Raw genomic sequence first — 17071 nt, 5'->3', positions numbered from 1 at the left:
CACCCTCGCCGTTGCTTCCATAAACATATTCTATAAGAAGGCACTGACATCCAACCCTACCGAACACCGAATGTGCACAACCAAACACCCAACCCCACCCTGTGCAGGAAACAACACACCAACACGCCGAAACGTACCCGTTTCACACCGTTGCACTGAAGATGCCACTTCACCTGCCACCTCACCTGCGGAAGGAAATCAGCCTAGATCAAGTAGCAATTCACGGTAGAAAACAACCCCCGAGCCGAGGGAGCTGATGCGGACGCGTTCATTGACGGCATGCAGGCTGGCCCTATCGGAGGCATCCATCAAGAGCGGGGAGAACCGATACACTGCCGGGCAAATAGCGGTGAAGTACCGTGAGTCTGTGACGCCAGTCTGGACGTACGGTGTCACCACCGCCTCAGGATACGAGGCAGCCACGGAGCGGGTCAGCAACGCAAATTGCTCATTGCCAAAGGATGATGCGGGTGATGGGTCGTGGCCTGCTTGGATGGTCAGCTGAACCATGGGGTCATCAATAATCGTGCGCACCTGCTCCACGGCCGACTCAACACTCTCCCCCACAGCAATGCGAATATTGGCATTGGCACGCGCCGCAGAGGCAAGCACGTTCGTGGCCTTACTGCCCTCCAACATGGTCACCGCAACCGTGGTCCGTGTCAGCGCACGCGTTTCATCACCGAGCACGCCAAAAATCTGCGTCAGCAGGCCTTTGAACGCCCACATGTTCTCCGTAACGAGCCGCAGCCCAAAACTACTGCGCACGCCAATCCGGCGAGTCATCTCCACGATGGCCGCTGGCATCGAGGCCGGAAACGGACTCTCTTCCAACGCGACTATGGCCTGAGCCAGCCGGGCGGTGGCACCCATCCGCGGCGGCGTGGAGGCGTGTCCACCAGCAGCCCGTACAAGCAGTTCCAGATCCAAAACACCCTTCTCGGCCACACCGATGACCGCGGCCGGGGCCTTCAGCCCTGGAAACGCCTCGGTGGCCACCGCGCCCCCCTCATCGAGCACCAGCCAAGGCCTGACACCATTTTTAGTCAGTAATTTCACTGCTGCAGCCGCGCTGTCCCCGGCCGTTTCCTCGTTGTTGCCGAATGAAAGGTAGACGTCATGGCTCGGGGCGAAACCTTCGTTAAGCAGCGATTCAACGGCTGACATGATGACCACAAGGGAGCCTTTGTCGTCCAAAGCACCGCGCCCCCACACGTAGCCGCCCTCTTGGTGACCAGAAAACGGCGGGTGGGCCCAAGCGTCCCGAGAATCCACAGGTACGACGTCGTAGTGCGCCATCAACACGACCGGCATGGCCGTGGGGTCAGGCCCCCGGCCCGCCCATTTAAACAGCAGCGCATGGCCGTTGACCAACTGCCGATCCAGCTGCTTGTGTACAGCCGGATACATCCGCTGCAGCGCATCGATGAAGCCAGTGAACTGATCCAGTTCGATCCTGTCCCTAGCTTGTGAAAACACTGTGCGGTAGCCAATGAGCTCGCTCAACCGGTCTGCAGCGGGCTGGGCATGCTCAGCCCCCGCAAACTGCGCGTCCCCGTCATCACCACCTTCACCTACCCGAGCTCCTGCCCCCGCCCGGTACGCACGCGCACCCATGAAGGCCGCGGCACCGGCGGCACCCGCTGTCAACGCTGCCGCCACCGCACGACTGATGGGCTTGGCTGGTCGTGTAGGCATGTCAGGGATTCTATGCCACACATCTGTGAGCTCACCGGCGTTCACACAAGTCTCAGCGTGACGCAGGAGGTAGGATGTCCTCATGACTGATGCTCCGTACCGCCTCGCCCGTGTCCGCCCTCTTGACGCCGCGCAGGCACCGTTGCCTGAGCAATTCTTTGTACGCAACGACGCCGTTGACTTCGACAGCACCGATGGCCGCATCTGGCAACTCGTCGAAACGCCCTTCCCGGCATCGCCCGCCAACCAAAACAGCACTTTCCGGGAGGCCTGGACCCTGGGTGCCACTGTCACCGAGGACCAGTTCCGCTTCCTGGCACCCTGCGCCCCCGTCAACGTCTTCGGCATGGCACACAACACCGGCGCTCCCGGCCGCGCACTCCCGCCGCAGGCGTTCCACAAGGCTGCCAGTTCGGTCATCGGTCCCGGCGACGCCATCGTTCTCGGACCCAACACGGGCTACGTCGATCCCGAAGCCGAGCTGACTGCCATCATCGGCCAGCCCACCCGAAACCTCACACTGGAGAACGCCCGGGACTGTCTCTTGGGCTTCACCATTGGCAACGACGTCTCCGACCGCGACGCGCAAAAATCCGACGAACTGTGGATCAGCGCGAAAAGTCCGGATACCTTCACCCCGCTCGGCCCCTGGATCGTCGTCGGCCTTAAGGACGACGGCGTGCCCATCAGCATCGTCCATAACGGCACTGAGTTGTCCCCCGCCACAAGCGACGACAACGGATGGGGCGTGGATGAAGTGCTGGTCTACTTGAGCAGTTTCATGACGCTGCAGCCAGGGGATGCCATTCTCACCGGATTCCCGGCGGAGTGCCGTCGAATCGCCGCAGGAGATGAAGTCACCTGCCGCATTGGCGGCATTGGCGAACTGCACAACCCTGTGATTTCCGGCCCGTAGTTACGCGCTGCAAGCTCAAACAGCAGTGCTGCCCTAAGTGCTGACCGTGGTGCAGCCCTGCGCGCAAGCTGGCATGCCCGCTTTCGCCTCGACAGAAATCCACAGGAAACTCCCATGGTGCGTTTTGCGTGTTGTGAACTTTGGATGGCAGGGTTGGTTACCTATGGCAACCGCAGCATCCCCGGAACCAACTTCCGCGGCCCACACTCCCAGCGCAGCGGGCAACGGAATCCTTGCCGTGCCCGTTCAGTGGTTGCGCCGCCACCCCGTGCTTGCTGCGCAACTGCGCGGGTTCGCCGTCGTCGCCGTTATTTGCACCGTCATTTCAATGCTAATTTTCGCCAGCCTGCGCCCTTTGACGGGGACCCAATGGGCCAATGCCATCTCGCTCATTCTGTGTTCGGTGCTCAACACCGACTTGAACCGCAGGATGAGCTTTGGCATTCGCAGCAGTCATCTTTGGTGGCGGGACCAGCGGCGCGGACTCTGGGTCATGCTGCTGGCTTTGACCATGACCAGCGGCAGCCTCCTTCTCCTGCATCAGGTGTTGCCCGACGCATCGATGGCACTCGAGCTCTCGGTCATCGTTTTGGGCAATGTGGCCTCGGCCGTGACGCGCTTCCTGCTGCTGCGCTACTGGATCTTCCGGCGCCTGCGTCGTACCAGCACGCCCGTTGCGGTACATTGAGCCGCCTCTGCAGCGGTCATGATGAGAGAACTGTCATCTTCATTTCATGTGGATCGGCGCTTTAATGGGGCATGGTAGAGGAATGCACGTCCCGCGCTTCATCATTCTCTCCTTCATTGGCCTCCTGCTGGCCAGTATCTTGACCGCCACGGCACTGCTGGCGTCCGGCTCCGAACCGGAACTTGGCGATTCCATAGTTGTCACGCCGCTACCGGTGCCGGGCCCGGCTTTGAATCCATCCAGTACCCGTTTGCCAAAGACCACAGCACTCAAAACTGTCGAGCCAGGTGCCGTCCCGGTCCCACCGTGTGTAGTCGTCGCCGGGTCCGACGACGATTGCGCAGACGACGATGTCGACGACTTGGACGAGCCGGACGAGCCCGACGACCCGGACGACGACGTCAATGACTATGACTCTTCCAACAACAGATACCGCTACGGATACAAGCAGTACTATGACCAACGCTAAGGGAAGCCGCCGCGCGCTGAGCGCCCGGGGTCGCATCATCGGGGCCATGGTGGTGTTGCTGGCAGCCGCCTTCAGTGCCTCTCTCATGTGGTCAGCGCAGGTACTTTCGTCCAAGACCGACGCGCTGGTGGCCGACCGGCTGACCCACGCCGCTGACAGTTTCCGCGCCTTCTCCGTCTCCCCTTCGGGCCGCTATCAGCACACCGTGGATGAACTCCTGACCCGGTACATGCAGGACACAGCCACGTATCCGATGGAAACCCAGTTTTCACTTTTGGATGGGGCACCCCACCGCCGCACCCAGGCGGATCCTCCCGTCCGCCTGGATTTGGATGCGGAATTCATGGCCCGTCTTGCGCACCATTCCGCCCCCACCCACGGAACGTTGCAAACGGCTGCCGGCGAAGCCGCATACGCGGCAATACCCGTCAGCGTTGTGGGGGACTCGCATTCCGGTACGCTCGTTTACGTCCAGTTCCGCAGCGCCCTGTCCCAACCCCTGTACAGTTCCCTGGGTATCTTCGCCGTCGCGAGCGTGTTGGCCCTGGTGGGTGCCGCACTGGCCGCCTGGTTCATCGCCGGCCGTGTCCTTTCCCCTGTTCGGCTGGTGCGCGAAGCAGCAGAGTCCATCACCGAAACTGACCTACGCCGCAGAATCGAGGTGGTGGGCCGTGACGACGTCGCAGCTTTGGCCAGCACTTTCAACCGGATGCTGGATCGATTGGAAACTGCCTTCACCACCCAGCAACAATTTGTCGACGACGCCGGACACGAACTGCGCACACCCATCACCGTGGTGCGTGGGCAGTTGGAGATGATGGGAGATTCCCCCGAAGAGCGCAACGAGACCATAGCCCTTGTCACCGATGAACTGGACCGGATGAGCAGGATCGTCAACGACCTGCTGCTGCTGGCGAAAGCCGAACAGCCGGACTTCATTGTCCGCGAAGAGGTGGAAGTCATGGACCTTCTCGTCGATACCTTGGCAAAGGCGCGCATGCTGGGTCCGCAGCATTGGGTACTCGACGAGCTCGCTGAAGGTCCGGTGCTGGCGGACGGGCAGCGGCTGACTCAGGCGCTCATGCAGTTGGCCACCAATGCGGCTGCGCACACTCCTCCGGACGGAACCATTGGGATGGGATCACGCATTTTGGCGGACTCGTTGGTCTTGTGGGTGCGGGACACCGGCTCCGGCATGAGCGAGGCGGAGCAGGAAGGCATCTTCGAACGATTCCGCCGCGGCACCGCGCGCCGCACTTCCCCAGGCGCCGGACTCGGGCTGTCCATTGTAAACTCCATTGTGGACGCACACGGCGGCAAGGTGCGTGTGCAAAGCATCAAGGGTGCCGGCAGCACCTTTGAAATTTCCCTGCCGCTGCTCCGTCCGGAAGGCTTGGATGAGTCCGGCCAGCCATGATGACAACCACTCGGCAGGAAGACCCACCATGAATCGCATCCTGATTGTCGAAGACGAGGAACGCATCGCCACCTTTGTGCAAAAGGGCCTCAACAGCAAGGGCTTTGTCACGAAGGTGGTCGGCGACGGCCAGTCCGCCTATGAAGAAGCCTCGTCCAGATCCCACGACCTGCTCATCCTCGACATCGGACTGCCTGACGTGGACGGACTGACGGTTCTTCACCGCTTGCGCGAGGAACGCGTGGATATCCCCGTGATCATCCTCTCAGCTCGCAGCTCCGTCAATGACAAGGTCGCCGGGCTGGTTGGTGGTGCCGACGACTACTTGCCGAAGCCCTTCGCCTTTGAAGAACTGCTCGCCAGGGTGCGGTTGCGTCTGCGCAGTCATGTCCTGGAGGACCAGAGCATCCTTAAGGCAGGCGGCCTCAGCCTTGACCTGCGCACACGCAGGGCCTTGGTCGACGGCGTGCCCAAGGACCTCAGCGCCCGCGAGTTCGCGCTTGCCGAGACCCTGTGCCGCCATCGGGACCAAGTGCTGTCCCGGGAACAGCTCCTCTCCCAGGTCTGGGGCTTTGACTTTGACCCCGGCTCCAACGTGGTAGATGTGTACATCCGCTACCTGCGGAAAAAGTTGGGTGCCGAACGCATCGAGACGGTCCGCGGCATGGGATACCGGATGCGCACCAACTAAGCCACATGAGAGTGCTCTCATGTGCATCTCCTTTTCGTCTCATATGAGTGCGAAAGAGTGAAAGCAAGCAAACTTCACTCGAACATAAGGAGAACCATGTTAGCCCTCTGGGTGGCAATGGCCGCAAACTTGATCTGCATCATCTCGCTCGTCTATGCCGTGTACTTCCCCCGCTACCACCGCCGCGACTTGGCGCTGGCCTATGTGTGCTTGAACGTGGGCATCATGATGGTGACAATACTGCTTACCGGCAGCGCCGTTGGCGTGGGCTTGGGCTTGGGACTGTTCGGCGTACTTTCCATCATCCGGCTTCGCTCGGACACCCTCACCCAAGGTGAAATCGGCTACTACTTTGCCGCTCTGGTACTGGGGCTCCTCAACGGCCTGCACCCGGACCCCGCCTGGCTGGCTCCTGTCCTGTCCGTAGTCCTGGTCGCCACTTTGTACGTTGCCGACCACCCGAGGATCTCTCCCAGTACCCGCCGTCAGACCATCACCTTGGACCGCGGCTACGCCAACGAAGCAGAATTGAAGCAGGCCCTGGAAACACTGCTCGATGCCAAAGTCATGCGCATTGAAGTTGTGGCCCTGGACATGGTCCGTGACCTGACCATCGCTGACGTTCGTTACAAGAGCGCTTCAGCCAAGGTGCCCAAGCAGTTCCGGGACATTTTTTCCCGCCAGCAACAAGACGAGATCAACTCGCTCATCGCCGCGCCGCACCCCGGCGCCTCCTCTGCCTACCCATCATCTTCGGCCTACCCGACGGCGCCGGTCAACGCACCCACCCAGGCACCGTTGAGCGCTGAATCCACTTATGACTACAGCGGAACACGTTCATGAGACAGCAACACCACAACGCTCGCGTGAGCTGCGCCGATGTGCTGGAGAGCAGTCTGGAGCGCCGGGGGCCGATCAGCTTGGCAGAAGTCAATGAGGAGGCCGCGCTGCAGCGCCGCGTTGACAAGAAGTTCCTCCTGACCGCGGAAGAGCTGGCCGCCCTGATCGACCGGCTGGATGATGACTTTCGAGTTATGGACATTGATGGCAGGCGGGTTTTCGGCTACAGCTCCACGTACTTTGACACACCCGACTTCGACCAGTTCCGGGCACACCGGCAGGGACGGCGGCGTCGCTACAAGGTCCGCAGCCGCACCTACCTCGACTCGGGGCTGTGCATGTTTGAAACGAAGTTGAAGGGGCTGCGCGGGGAGACGGACAAACACCGCATCCGCTACCCCTTGGAGGACCGGAACCGCATGAACGCTGATGCGCGCAATTTCCTGAGCGAGCTTTTGGACACCCAGTATGGCCTTCCCATGCCTGCGCTGGAACCTGTCATGGCTATTGACTACCACCGTGGCACCCTGGTCAACCCCATCAGTCAGGAGCGCCTCACCCTCGATGTGCAGCTGTTGTGCCGTGACCGCAGCCAGGAAATGGCCGGTCCCGACATGGTGGTGGTGGAGACAAAGTCCGCCGACGGCCGCGGCGTCGCGGACAGGGTCTTGGCGGAGATGGGCATTCGGGACGTGAGCATGAGCAAGTACTGCGTGGGCATCGCCATGTTGCACCCGAAGCTGCCGGCCAACCGTTGGAGCAGGCTGCTGCGGGAAAACTTCTCCTGGCAGCGTGTTGCCGTCCCCGGCCAGCGCACAGCTCAGACTCTGACAGCCTGAGCGCCTGAGTAGCTGAAAGCTACAAACCACAACGCCCGGGAAGGGTCAGCGTCCTAGTGCCTTGACCCTTTCCACGGCCGCCACCAGTTCGTCGGCAGCGGTATCCAAGGCAGTGGCGCCTGTATCGGCGCCGAAACTAAAGCGCAACGCCGTTTGTGCCACGGAACGTTCAATCCCCATGGCCGTGAGCACTTCCGAAGGTTCGTCCGAGCCAGCCGCACAGGCTGAGCCGGAGGAACAGATGATGCTTCGCCGTTCCAGTTCCAGGAGCACTGATTCCCCGCTGGTGCCGGGCAGGCAAAATGAAGCACTCCCCGGTAGACGCCGCACTGGGTGGCCTGTCAGCACAGCGCCCGGGACCCTTTCCAGGACCTGGCCAATGAAGCGGTCACGCACTTCGGCAGTTCTGATGGATCCGGCAGCCCTGCCCGCCGCTGACAGGTTCAATGCCGTGGCCAGTGCGACGGCGAACGCCACGTTTTCGGTGCCGGAGCGGGTTCCGCGTTCCTGACCACCGCCATGCACGAGGGGCTCGCACGGCACACCGCCGCGCAAGTATAGCAATCCCACACCCTTGGGCGCTCCCAGCTTGTGCCCCGATACGGCCAGCGAATCCACGCCCAGTTCGCGCACATCCAGACTCAGCCAACCGGCAGCCTGTACGGCGTCGGTGTGGAACGGAACTCCCATGTCGGAGGCCACGGCGGCCAACGCCGGAATGTCTTGGACCGTGCCCACCTCGTTGTTGGCGTACATGATGGCCGCCACGGCAACATCGGATCCCCGCACCTCAGGGGAACCTGCCTCGCTCCCATCGCCACTTGCTCCGCGCCCGTCCCCAGCGGCCCTACTTAGGGGGTGCCCGGCGTCGTGCCCGGGATGCGCTGGATGCCCTGAACACTCGGGATGCCCGGCGAGGACGGCGGCGAAGGCCTGTGGATCGACGAGCCCTTGGGCGTCCACCGGCACTACATCGAGGACAAATCCGTGGATGCGGCGCAGGTAGTCGGCAGAATCGGCGATGGCCGGATGTTCAGTGGCGCTGATCACCACGCGGTTGCAGCGGGGATCGGCTGCACGCCGGGCCAGGGCGATCCCCTTCAGCGCCAGGTTGTCCGCCTCGGTGCCGCCGGAGGTGAAGGTCAGTTCCTCGGCATGGCAGCCCAGCACAGCTGCAGCCTTCTCACGGGCGCTGGACAGTGCTGCAGCGGCTTGCTCCCCCAAGCTGTGGTGGCTGGAGGGGTTCCCGAATTGATTGGTCAGGAACGGGAACATCGCCTCAATCACCTCACGGCGCACGGGCGTGGTGGCGGCGGCATCAAGGAAGATCATGCTCAGGCCTCGATGGCGATGTCCAGGCCCAGATCCAAGGCCCGCACGCTGTGGGTCAGTGCGCCGACGGAGATGATGTCCACCCCGGTGCGCGCAATGCCGGCAATGGTGGACAGGTTCACGTTTCCGCTGGCTTCCACCAGGGCGCGGCCGTTGACAAGCGCCACGCCTTCCACGAGCTCGGCGTTGCTGAAGTTGTCGAGCATGATGGTGTCCACGCCGGCGGCCAGCACGGGTTCGATCTGTTCGATCGCGTCCACCTCCACCTCGAAGTGGACGGTGTGCGGCAGTTGTGCCCGCACACCTGCGAGCGCCTCCGTGAGCTTGGAAGCATCGCCCCCGGTGAGCACGGCCAGGTGGTTGTCCTTGGCCAGCACCGCGTCGGAGAGCGAGAAACGGTGGTTGTGCCCTCCCCCGCAGCGCACGGCGTAGCGTTCCAGTGCGCGCAGCCCGGGGGTGGTCTTGCGTGTGTCGGTGACACGGGCCTTGGTACCCTCAATGAGCTTGGCGTACTCGGCCGTCTGGGTGGCGATGGCACTCATGCGCTGGGTCAGGTTCAAGGCGATGCGTTCGGCCGTCAGCACTCCGCGGGCCAGACCCGCCACACGCATGAGCCGCTCCCCGGTTGCGAACTGCTGCCCGTCGGCGACCAACTGCTCCACTTCGGCATCCGGATCCTGCATGGTCATGGCTGCCGTAAACACGTCCCCGCCGGAGAAGATGCCGGGTTCGCGGGCCACGAGCCAAGCCGTGGCCCTTGCCGTGGCTGGCAGCAGCGTGGCCGAGGTGATGTCGCCGTACGGTGCGTCCTCCACAAACGCCATGCGCAGGATGTTCTCCACAATCGCGCCCGGAAGGGTTGGCAGCTGCACCGTGGCGCTGTGGACTGAAGGGACAAGTTCGACGGCGTTCATACGGTTTCGCTTTCAAGGACGGGAAGGCTGGTGCAAAGGCGGGAAGGATTCAAAGCTGTGCCGGTGGTGGAGCCGGTGGTGGAAGTGCCTGCGGTGGAGCTGGTGTCCGCGGGCCTCCCGGCTGCCGGCGGTTCCGGGAAGTCGCTGCGATGATGGGCGCCAATGGAGTTTTCCCTGTCCAAGGCGGCGTGCACCAGCAGCTCAGCGGCCAAGAGGAGGTTCTCGAGCTCGGCGGCGGACCGTGCGTCGGCGGGTGTTGCCACATCCGCGGCTTGCACGTCCAAGGTTGGCACGCCCGTGGCTGTTGCTGCCTTGGGCTGCGAGCGCCATGTGGCGATTTGGCTTGCTGCGCGACGGAGACCGTCTGCGTCACGGACCACTCCGGCATGTGAACTCATCAGCCGTTGCAGTGCCTCACGGGAAGGGGGAGCTTGTTCGGCTGCGCCAGAGGGCGTCAACTGCAATTCTTGAGCCACGGAATGGATATCCTCCCGACGGACAGCCAGCGCAGGGACAGCCACCGGAGGGACAGCCACCGGAGGGACAGCCACCGGAGTGTCGGAACGGTCGGGTGCCTCGGTGGTGGAGGTGAGGAAGGCCTGCACGGCGCGCCGGCCGAAGACCAGCCCCTCAAGCAGCGAGTTGGAAGCCAGCCGGTTGGCACCGTGGACGCCCGTGCATGCCACCTCTCCGGCGGCGTACAAACCTGGCAGGGAGGTCCGGGCCTGCAGATCCGTCGTTACCCCGCCCATCCAGTAGTGGGCCGCGGGTGTGACGGGCAGCCAGTCGCGGGTCCAGTCAAAACCGAGCGTTCGGGTGGTGGAATCGATGGTGGGGAACCGCCGCGCCAGGTAGCCTGCTCCGTTGGCTGCCTCCACGCCCGTTGCATCCAGGAAGACCGTTTCCCCGGAGTCTGCGCCAATGCTGAGCAGGTGGGCTGCAATACTGCGGGAAACCACGTCGCGGGGGGCAAGGTCGCCCTCGTGGTGGTACCGGGGCATGAAGCGTTCACCGTGCCTGTCGCGCAACACTGCACCGGCTCCCCGGACCGCTTCGGAAATCAGGAAGTTTCCTCCCACAGCCAGTGCGGTGGGATGAAATTGGAAATATTCAAGGTCGGTTGCGTCGGCTCCGGCACGCCAAGCCGCTGCCAGGCCGTCGGCTGTGGCCACGGAGGGATTGGTGGTGAATTCGAAGAGCTGGCCAGCTCCCCCTGTGGCCAGCAGGACCGCATCACCGTGCAACTTCTGGACCTCTCCGTCCGGTGCCAGCAGGCTGACACCGGTGACACGGCCATCGGAGAGCATGAAGTCCTGCACGAATGCGTGCTCGAAGATGGAGATGGTGCCCAGATCAACGGCGTCGTGCACGGCGCTGATCAGCGCGTCGGCGATGGCCGCACCAGTTGCATCGCCACCTGCGTGCAGAATGCGAGCCGCAGAGTGGGCACCCTCCAGCCCCAGTGAACGGTGCCCCGTGTCGCTGTCCCGGTCAAAGACCACACCAAAGCGTTCAAGAGCGGTGATGTCGCCCGCAGCCTCCGTGCACAGAATACGCACCGCTTCCTTGTTGCACTGACCTGCCCCTGCCGTGAGTGTGTCGACGATGTGGGCCGCTACCGAATCCCCGGGCGCTGCCTCCCCCGGCCCCAGCACCGCACAGATGCCGCCCTGGGCGAAGTGGGTGTTGCTCTGCTCCAGCGCGCCCTTGCTGACAACGCTCACGCGCATCCCGGACTCTGCAGCCAGCAGCGCGCCGTAGAGCCCTGCGATGCCGCTGCCCACAACGATCAGGTGTGAATTGCTCATGCGCTTGCGGCTGTCTTAGGCTCAGTCGTCTTGGGCTCAGTGATCTTTGGCAGGGCCGCGAGCATCCGTTCCAGGGCAATGCGTGCGTTGACGGCGGTTGCTTCCGGGACCGTGATCTGGTTGTGCACCACACCCGCGACCAAGCCTTCCAGCACCCAGGCCAGGTAGCCGGGGTGGATCCTGTACATGGTAGAACAGGGGCAGATCACCGGGTCCAGGCAGAAGATGGTGTGCTGCGGGTACTGCGCGGCCAAACGGTTCACCATGTTGATCTCGGTGCCGATGGCGAATGTGGTGCCGTCCGGGGCGCCCTGGATTGCCTTGAGAATGTAGTCGGTGGAGCCGGCCTCGTCCGCGGCGTCCACCACTTCCATGGGGCACTCCGGGTGGACCACCACGCGCACGCCCGGGAAATCCACGCGTGCCTGCTCGATCTGGGCCACCGTGAAACGCTTGTGGACCGAGCAGAATCCCTGCCACAGCACCACTTTGGCAGCCTGCATGACCGGCTCGCTGTTCCCGCCCAACGGCATCCGCGGATTCCACAGCGGCATGTGCTCCAGCGCAATCCCCATCGCCTTGGCCGTGTTGCGGCCCAGGTGCTGGTCGGGGAAGAACAGGACACGCTGCCCGCGCTCATAAGCCCATTCGAGCACCGTCGAGGCATTGGAGGACGTGCACACGATCCCGCCGTGCTCGCCGCAAAACGCTTTCAGCGCCGCCGAGGAGTTCATGTACGTGACGGGGATGACAGGCACCCGGCCGTCGGCGTCGGGCTCGGTGCCGTACAGGGCCTCCAACTCCGCCCAGCACGCCTCCACCGACGGCAAATCGGCCATGTCGGCCATGGAACAGCCTGCGGCCAGGTTGGGAAGAATCACCGATTGGTGGCTTCCGGAGAGCATGTCGGCAGTCTCGGCCATGAAGTGCACGCCGCAAAAAACAATCGCTTCGGCCTCCTTGCGGGTCTTCGCGGCGTTGGCCAGCTGGAAGGAGTCCCCCACAAAGTCGGCAAATTGCACCACCTCATCGCGCTGGTAGAAGTGCCCCAGCACGACGACGCGTTCCCCCAGTTCCACCTTCGCGGCGAGAATGCGGGACTCAAGCTCGGCGTCGGACGCGTCCTTGTACTCCTGCGGCAGCTGCCCTTGCTGCGGTGTGGCGGCCGGGGCGATGTCCTCATTGGACGCCCCGGGGCCATAGCCGGGGGTCCCGGCAAGCGCCTCGGCCAAATCGAATTCCCAGGGGCCCTGGGCCAGGTCGTCGTCGCAGCTTTCCTGGGCGCGTCCGGGCACGCCCACGGGCAGGGCCTGCTCACGGGTGATCAGCTGGATGGTGTTGTTCACGGAAGACATGGCTTGCTCCAAGGTGTGAGGCAGTGGATGTGTGGGGCGGTGACGATAAGTTGCGGAGAATATGTGGGGCGCTGACTGAAGTTGGCGGGATCCGGGCACGGTTAGAGGCTGGAGGGAGGATCTCCGGAGTGGTCCGCGTGGGGGTCTCCGGCGTAGCGGTAGAGGCGGGGCGGGCGGTGCTTGCCGCCCTGAAGGAATTCATCGGTGGGTTCAATATGGTGAGTTTGCTTGAGCTGGCGGCGGAAGTTGGCAGGATCCACGCTGCGGTTCAACACGGCCTCATACACCTCACGCACCTGAGCCAGCGTGAACTTTTCACCAAGGAAATGGTAGGCGATGGATCCATAGGCCATCTTGTTCCGGAGCCGCCACAATGCGTAATCAACAATCTTGTTATGGTCAAAGGCCAGTGATTGCAGACCGTCCGCACGAAACCACTTCACATTCTCCGACTCCTGCGCCTGCTCCGCTTCGGTGGAGGCAATCAGGGCCCAATACACAATCGAAACGACCCGCTGGCTGGGAGAACGGTGCAACCCGCCAAAGGCGTACAGCTGCTCCAGGTAGCTCGGCGCCAACCCCGTGGTGTCCTGCAGGTTCCGGGCGGCTGCATCAAGGAGGGAATCCGCCTGAGTGAGGGGCCCGCCGGGCAGTGCCCACTGGTCTTTGAACGGTTCGCGGATGCGCCGTACTAGGGGCAACCACAGGGAAAGACGGTCACTGTCTTCGCTGGGCCGCAGGGCGAAGATCACGGTGGAGATGGCCAGCGCCGGGGGCTGGACAAGGCGCTCGCTGATGTTTGCTGCGCTGACGAATTGCGTCCCCACCATGGCCGCGCACCCACCCTCTTAGTTAGAGTCATTTTGACTACAACTGATTTTACGGCCTACCTGGCCACTATACAAATCCAATTTCCCAGCAAGGTGTCCGAACTGTGTGGCCAGCTTTGGTCACAGTGGCACATGGGGGATAATTCTTCACAGGGAACAGACCTCCCACCTCTGCGGCACAAGCGGCCGCCACCACTAAAGAAGGCCATCCCTTTCATGAAGCAACAAACCGCCGCTGCCACAGCCGCGCCCACCACCAGCGGACTGGGAAACTCGCTCAAGCAGCGCCAGCTGACCATGATGGGCCTGGGCAGTGCCATTGGTGCAGGACTCTTCCTCGGTTCAGGCGAGGGCATCATGATGGCCGGTCCTGCCGTCCTGATCTCCTATCTGGTAGCTGGCACACTGATCATTTTGGTCATGTGGGCGTTGGGTGAAATGGCGGCCGCCAATCCCAATTCAGGCGCGTTCTCCGTGTATGCGGAAAAGGCCATGGGCACGGTTGCCGGTGCCACGGTGGGCTGGTTGTGGTGGTTGCAGCTCGTGGTGGTGATCGCCGCGGAAGCACTCGGCGCCGCACACTTGCTCGTCACCATTTGGCCTGTGCTTCCAGCATGGGCACTGACGCTGATCTTCATGGTTGTCTTTACCATCGTGAACCTGACCTCGGTGAAGAACTATGGCGAGTTTGAATTCTGGTTTGCGCTGCTGAAGGTCACTGCCATTGTGCTGTTCCTCGCATTCGGCATTGCCTTGTTGCTGGGAATTATCCCCGGAGCAGCATCCCCTGGCCTTGACAACCTCTTCTCCCACGGTGGATTCGCCCCAACGGGCATGGCGGGCATCGCCAGCGCGCTCTTTGTTGTGGCCTTCGCCTTTGGTGGCACCGAAATTGTCGCCGTCGCGGCTGCCGAAACACTCAACCCGGAACGCAGCGTGGCCGTGGCGGTCCGCACCGTTGTCTGGCGGATCTTGGTGTTTTACGTAGGCTCCATCTTCATCATTGCCGTGGTGCTGCCGTGGACGTCAGAGGCACTGCTCTCGCCCTTTGCCGGAGTGCTGAACGTTGCCGGGCTGCCCTGGGCCGGCACCGTGATCACCCTGGTTGCCGTGGCCGCCCTGCTCTCGGCGCTGAACGCGAACCTCTACGGCGCCTCCCGCATGATTTATTCACTGGCGGAGCGTGCGCAGGCACCGCGGATCTTCTCCAGCACCAACGCCCGGTTCGTCCCTGTTGCCGCCGTCGCCGTGTCAGTGGCTTTCGGCTTTGTGACCGTCGTCTGGGAACTGCTTTACCCCGACACCGTCCTGAAGGTTCTGCTGAACCTGGTGGGCTCAACCTGCCTGATCATTTGGGGCTCGGCCCTGCTTTCACAGTTCATCCTGCGCCGCCGCGCCGACAGGGACGGCACCGCCCTTCCCTTGCGCATGCGCGGCTTCCCTTGGCTGACACTGGCTGGCCTGGTGCTTTTACTGGCCATCTTTGCCGTGGGCTTCAGCGACCCCGCGGGGCGTGGGCAGCTTTTGAGCACGTTCAGCCTCGTTGCCGTCATTGCCTTACTCAGCAAGGTCTCGCACAAGCGCCGGCAAAGGTTGGCCGCGGAACGCAGCTAAGCGTGCCCGCTGCGGGACAGTTTTCGCTATTGTTGATGTACGACGGCGGCACTGTCCACCGCGGGAAAGGTTCGGCAATGGTTTCCCCTGGCAAGCACACGGCAGAAGCGACTCCCCACCGCATCGAGGGCGGGGTTCCTGGGCTTCACGTGATGGCTTTTGAGAGCGAGACCCCCTCCGCGCTGCCGCCGGTTTTTCTCATTCATGGATTCGCCTCATCAGTGGAGCTGAACTGGGTGAAGACCGGCTGGGTGAAGGCACTGAACCAGGCCGGACGCCGTGTCATCAGTGTTGACCTGCCGGGGCATGGCCGCAGTCTGTCCCCGTATGATCTTGACTCGTATACGCCCGGTAAAATCCGCGCCGATCTGTTGCAGATCCTTTTCGATGAGGGCGTCCGCCCGCTCACGGCCGGCGACCCCACCAGTGGCGTCGACCTCATTGGTTATTCACTCGGGTCACGGCTCGCGTGGGAGTTTGGCGCCACCCAGCCGGAAATGGTGCGCAGAATGGTGTTGGGCGGTCCCAACCCGGAGGATCCACTGGCCGATTTTGACCTTCGTGCTGCCCAGGACTTCCTCAACGACGGCACCCCCATCGCCGATAAATCCACCGCATGGCTTTTGAACATGGCACAGGTGGTGCCCTCCAACGACACGTTTGCCCTGCTGGCACTTGTCCAGGCCGTGAAAATGGAACCATTCGATCCCACTGACGCTGTGCCGGACATGCCCATCCTACTGGTGGCGGGAGAACTGGACGAGCGGGCCCGCAGCATGAGCAGGCTGGCTGCCTTGAGCCCGGATTCCCTCCAGCTGGTCATTGCGGGCCGCACGCACAACAACACGGTGACGTCGCGCGAGTTCAAGGAAGCGGCGATCAGCTTCCTGGCCTGATCAAGTCGTCATGATCATGTGCGGCGTACTCACCACCCCGCGGTGCCCGGGCCGCCCTTGAACGGTCCCACAACGTTCTTGGTGATCCAACCACCGTAGAAGTCACCGGCTTGGAAAGTCACCTGTTCGCCGTTGACCTCGCAGGAATCCATGTACCCCGGGTAGAGGGCCACGCGTGTACTGAGCGCCTCGAAACCCCGCGAAGGTTCCGGGTATGTCCACCCTCCCCGCGGAACGCGCACTCCCCCGGCAAGAACATTGAAGTAGTGCGCTTCCCCTTTGAACTCACAGAAGCTGGTGCCATGAACCGGGTCGAGCACACCTGCTGGGAATGCGTCCAACGGCATGTAGTACACCGGCGGATGACTCGTCTCCAGGACGCGCACGGCATCGGTGGTGTCGACAATCACCTGCCCTCCGAGCCGTACCACCACGCGTTCGGACCGCGACTCTGCCCGGGGCGGCCGCGGGTAGTCCCACACGGATTCCTGGCCAGCATCGGGCTTGATGGGCTTGGGGCGCCGGAAGAAGCCGGAAGAACTCTGTTTATCAGTCATGCCCGTATCCTGCCATCCACCGCTGGGATGCTGCTGTGAACTCCGGGAGACTGAGTTGCCGCCGTCAGACCCGTGCCAGGCTAGTAGAGCGTCGGTTCTAATATTCTGCTGAGATAGTGTATGAAGGATGTGGGCGGATCTTCCCCGGCTCCCCGCCCGGAAAGAGGCTCCGTGAAGGCTAGGACACGCACCCGCCCCGTCAGGCTC

At 62.8% G+C, this 17071-nt stretch carries 16 protein-coding genes; 9 read left to right on the top strand and 7 right to left on the bottom strand.

Annotated features, from left to right (window positions below):
• Positions 1-198: 198 nt before the first annotated feature.
• The gene (locus tag JMA46_RS16180) at positions 199-1698 is read right to left on the bottom strand and encodes a M20/M25/M40 family metallo-hydrolase (protein ID WP_207346376.1); all 1500 of its coding nucleotides are present in this window, start codon (positions 1696-1698) and stop codon (positions 199-201) included.
• Positions 1699-1780: 82 nt separating this feature from the next.
• On the opposite strand from JMA46_RS16180, the gene JMA46_RS16175 reads away from it, so the two are divergent.
• From JMA46_RS16175 to JMA46_RS16145, 7 genes are all read left to right on the top strand, one after another.
• On the top strand, positions 1781-2614 hold the full coding sequence (locus JMA46_RS16175) for a fumarylacetoacetate hydrolase family protein (RefSeq protein ID WP_207346375.1): 834 nt from the start codon (positions 1781-1783) through the stop codon (positions 2612-2614).
• Positions 2615-2777: 163 nt separating this feature from the next.
• On the top strand, positions 2778-3302 hold the full coding sequence (locus tag JMA46_RS16170) for a GtrA family protein (RefSeq protein WP_207346374.1): 525 nt from the start codon (positions 2778-2780) through the stop codon (positions 3300-3302).
• A gap of 82 nt (positions 3303-3384) precedes the next feature.
• Positions 3385-3771, top strand: coding sequence for a hypothetical protein (locus JMA46_RS16165; RefSeq protein WP_207346373.1), 387 nt, complete (start codon positions 3385-3387; stop codon positions 3769-3771).
• Complete coding sequence (locus JMA46_RS16160) at positions 3758-5188, top strand: HAMP domain-containing sensor histidine kinase (RefSeq protein ID WP_207346372.1); 1431 nt, start codon at positions 3758-3760, stop codon at positions 5186-5188. The genes JMA46_RS16165 and JMA46_RS16160 overlap by 14 nt, the downstream gene beginning before the upstream one ends.
• Before the next feature lie 28 nt (positions 5189-5216).
• The gene (locus JMA46_RS16155; protein ID WP_207346371.1) at positions 5217-5879 is read left to right on the top strand and encodes a response regulator transcription factor; all 663 of its coding nucleotides are present in this window, start codon (positions 5217-5219) and stop codon (positions 5877-5879) included.
• Positions 5880-5975: 96 nt separating this feature from the next.
• On the top strand, positions 5976-6722 hold the full coding sequence (locus JMA46_RS16150; protein WP_207346370.1) for a DUF4956 domain-containing protein: 747 nt from the start codon (positions 5976-5978) through the stop codon (positions 6720-6722).
• Positions 6719-7558, top strand: a complete 840-nt coding sequence (locus JMA46_RS16145) for a polyphosphate polymerase domain-containing protein (protein WP_207346369.1) — start codon at positions 6719-6721, stop codon at positions 7556-7558. The genes JMA46_RS16150 and JMA46_RS16145 overlap by 4 nt, the downstream gene beginning before the upstream one ends.
• A gap of 45 nt (positions 7559-7603) precedes the next feature.
• Here JMA46_RS16145 and JMA46_RS17360 read toward each other — a convergent pair whose 3' ends face one another.
• The 5 genes from JMA46_RS17360 to JMA46_RS16115 form a co-directional block, all read right to left on the bottom strand.
• Positions 7604-8890, bottom strand: a complete 1287-nt coding sequence (locus tag JMA46_RS17360) for a cysteine desulfurase family protein (RefSeq protein WP_247647379.1) — start codon at positions 8888-8890, stop codon at positions 7604-7606.
• Positions 8891-8892: 2 nt separating this feature from the next.
• Complete coding sequence (nadC, locus tag JMA46_RS16130) at positions 8893-9804, bottom strand: carboxylating nicotinate-nucleotide diphosphorylase (protein WP_207346368.1); 912 nt, start codon at positions 9802-9804, stop codon at positions 8893-8895.
• Positions 9801-11612 (bottom strand): L-aspartate oxidase, encoded by a 1812-nt coding sequence (gene nadB / locus JMA46_RS16125; protein WP_207346367.1) that lies wholly within the window; start codon positions 11610-11612, stop codon positions 9801-9803. The genes nadC and nadB overlap by 4 nt, the downstream gene beginning before the upstream one ends.
• On the bottom strand, positions 11609-12967 hold the full coding sequence (gene nadA / locus JMA46_RS16120) for a quinolinate synthase NadA (protein ID WP_207346366.1): 1359 nt from the start codon (positions 12965-12967) through the stop codon (positions 11609-11611). The genes nadB and nadA overlap by 4 nt, the downstream gene beginning before the upstream one ends.
• Positions 12968-13068: 101 nt before the next feature.
• Positions 13069-13797 (bottom strand): NUDIX domain-containing protein, encoded by a 729-nt coding sequence (locus tag JMA46_RS16115; RefSeq protein WP_207346365.1) that lies wholly within the window; start codon positions 13795-13797, stop codon positions 13069-13071.
• A gap of 216 nt (positions 13798-14013) precedes the next feature.
• Here JMA46_RS16115 and JMA46_RS16110 point away from each other — a divergent pair, with 216 nt between their 5' ends.
• Together JMA46_RS16110 and JMA46_RS16105 are read left to right on the top strand one after the other, a co-directional pair.
• Positions 14014-15411: an amino acid permease gene (locus JMA46_RS16110; protein ID WP_207346364.1), complete on the top strand. Its 1398-nt coding sequence runs from the start codon at positions 14014-14016 to the stop codon at positions 15409-15411.
• A 77-nt stretch (positions 15412-15488) separates the two neighbouring features.
• Positions 15489-16307: an alpha/beta fold hydrolase gene (locus tag JMA46_RS16105; RefSeq protein WP_207346363.1), complete on the top strand. Its 819-nt coding sequence runs from the start codon at positions 15489-15491 to the stop codon at positions 16305-16307.
• A gap of 29 nt (positions 16308-16336) precedes the next feature.
• Here JMA46_RS16105 and JMA46_RS16100 read toward each other — a convergent pair whose 3' ends face one another.
• The gene (locus JMA46_RS16100) at positions 16337-16864 is read right to left on the bottom strand and encodes a DUF427 domain-containing protein (RefSeq protein ID WP_207346362.1); all 528 of its coding nucleotides are present in this window, start codon (positions 16862-16864) and stop codon (positions 16337-16339) included.
• Between the last annotated feature and the right edge of the window lie 207 nt (positions 16865-17071).

This window comes from Arthrobacter sp. E3 (genome assembly GCF_017353415.1).
GTDB lineage: Bacteria > Actinomycetota > Actinomycetes > Actinomycetales > Micrococcaceae > Specibacter.
This window is presented reverse-complemented; position numbering and strand designations above follow the sequence as displayed.

What these genes read in the sequence shown, in the direction of transcription:
- JMA46_RS17360 (WP_247647379.1), bottom strand. Translation starts at nt 8,890, where the DNA reads ATGATCTTCCTTGATGCCGCCGCCACCACGCCCGTGCGCCGTGAGGTG.
- JMA46_RS16165 (WP_207346373.1), top strand. Translation starts at nt 3,385, where the DNA reads ATGCACGTCCCGCGCTTCATCATTCTCTCCTTCATTGGCCTCCTGCTG.
- JMA46_RS16100 (WP_207346362.1), bottom strand. Translation starts at nt 16,864, where the DNA reads ATGACTGATAAACAGAGTTCTTCCGGCTTCTTCCGGCGCCCCAAGCCC.
- JMA46_RS16115 (WP_207346365.1), bottom strand. Translation starts at nt 13,797, where the DNA reads ATGGTGGGGACGCAATTCGTCAGCGCAGCAAACATCAGCGAGCGCCTT.
- nadA (WP_207346366.1), bottom strand. Translation starts at nt 12,967, where the DNA reads ATGTCTTCCGTGAACAACACCATCCAGCTGATCACCCGTGAGCAGGCC.
- JMA46_RS16170 (WP_207346374.1), top strand. Translation starts at nt 2,778, where the DNA reads ATGGCAACCGCAGCATCCCCGGAACCAACTTCCGCGGCCCACACTCCC.
- JMA46_RS16155 (WP_207346371.1), top strand. Translation starts at nt 5,217, where the DNA reads ATGAATCGCATCCTGATTGTCGAAGACGAGGAACGCATCGCCACCTTT.
- JMA46_RS16180 (WP_207346376.1), bottom strand. Translation starts at nt 1,698, where the DNA reads ATGCCTACACGACCAGCCAAGCCCATCAGTCGTGCGGTGGCGGCAGCG.
- JMA46_RS16160 (WP_207346372.1), top strand. Translation starts at nt 3,758, where the DNA reads ATGACCAACGCTAAGGGAAGCCGCCGCGCGCTGAGCGCCCGGGGTCGC.
- JMA46_RS16105 (WP_207346363.1), top strand. Translation starts at nt 15,489, where the DNA reads ATGGTTTCCCCTGGCAAGCACACGGCAGAAGCGACTCCCCACCGCATC.
- JMA46_RS16110 (WP_207346364.1), top strand. Translation starts at nt 14,014, where the DNA reads ATGAAGCAACAAACCGCCGCTGCCACAGCCGCGCCCACCACCAGCGGA.
- nadC (WP_207346368.1), bottom strand. Translation starts at nt 9,804, where the DNA reads ATGAACGCCGTCGAACTTGTCCCTTCAGTCCACAGCGCCACGGTGCAG.
- JMA46_RS16145 (WP_207346369.1), top strand. Translation starts at nt 6,719, where the DNA reads ATGAGACAGCAACACCACAACGCTCGCGTGAGCTGCGCCGATGTGCTG.
- JMA46_RS16175 (WP_207346375.1), top strand. Translation starts at nt 1,781, where the DNA reads ATGACTGATGCTCCGTACCGCCTCGCCCGTGTCCGCCCTCTTGACGCC.
- JMA46_RS16150 (WP_207346370.1), top strand. Translation starts at nt 5,976, where the DNA reads ATGTTAGCCCTCTGGGTGGCAATGGCCGCAAACTTGATCTGCATCATC.
- nadB (WP_207346367.1), bottom strand. Translation starts at nt 11,612, where the DNA reads ATGAGCAATTCACACCTGATCGTTGTGGGCAGCGGCATCGCAGGGCTC.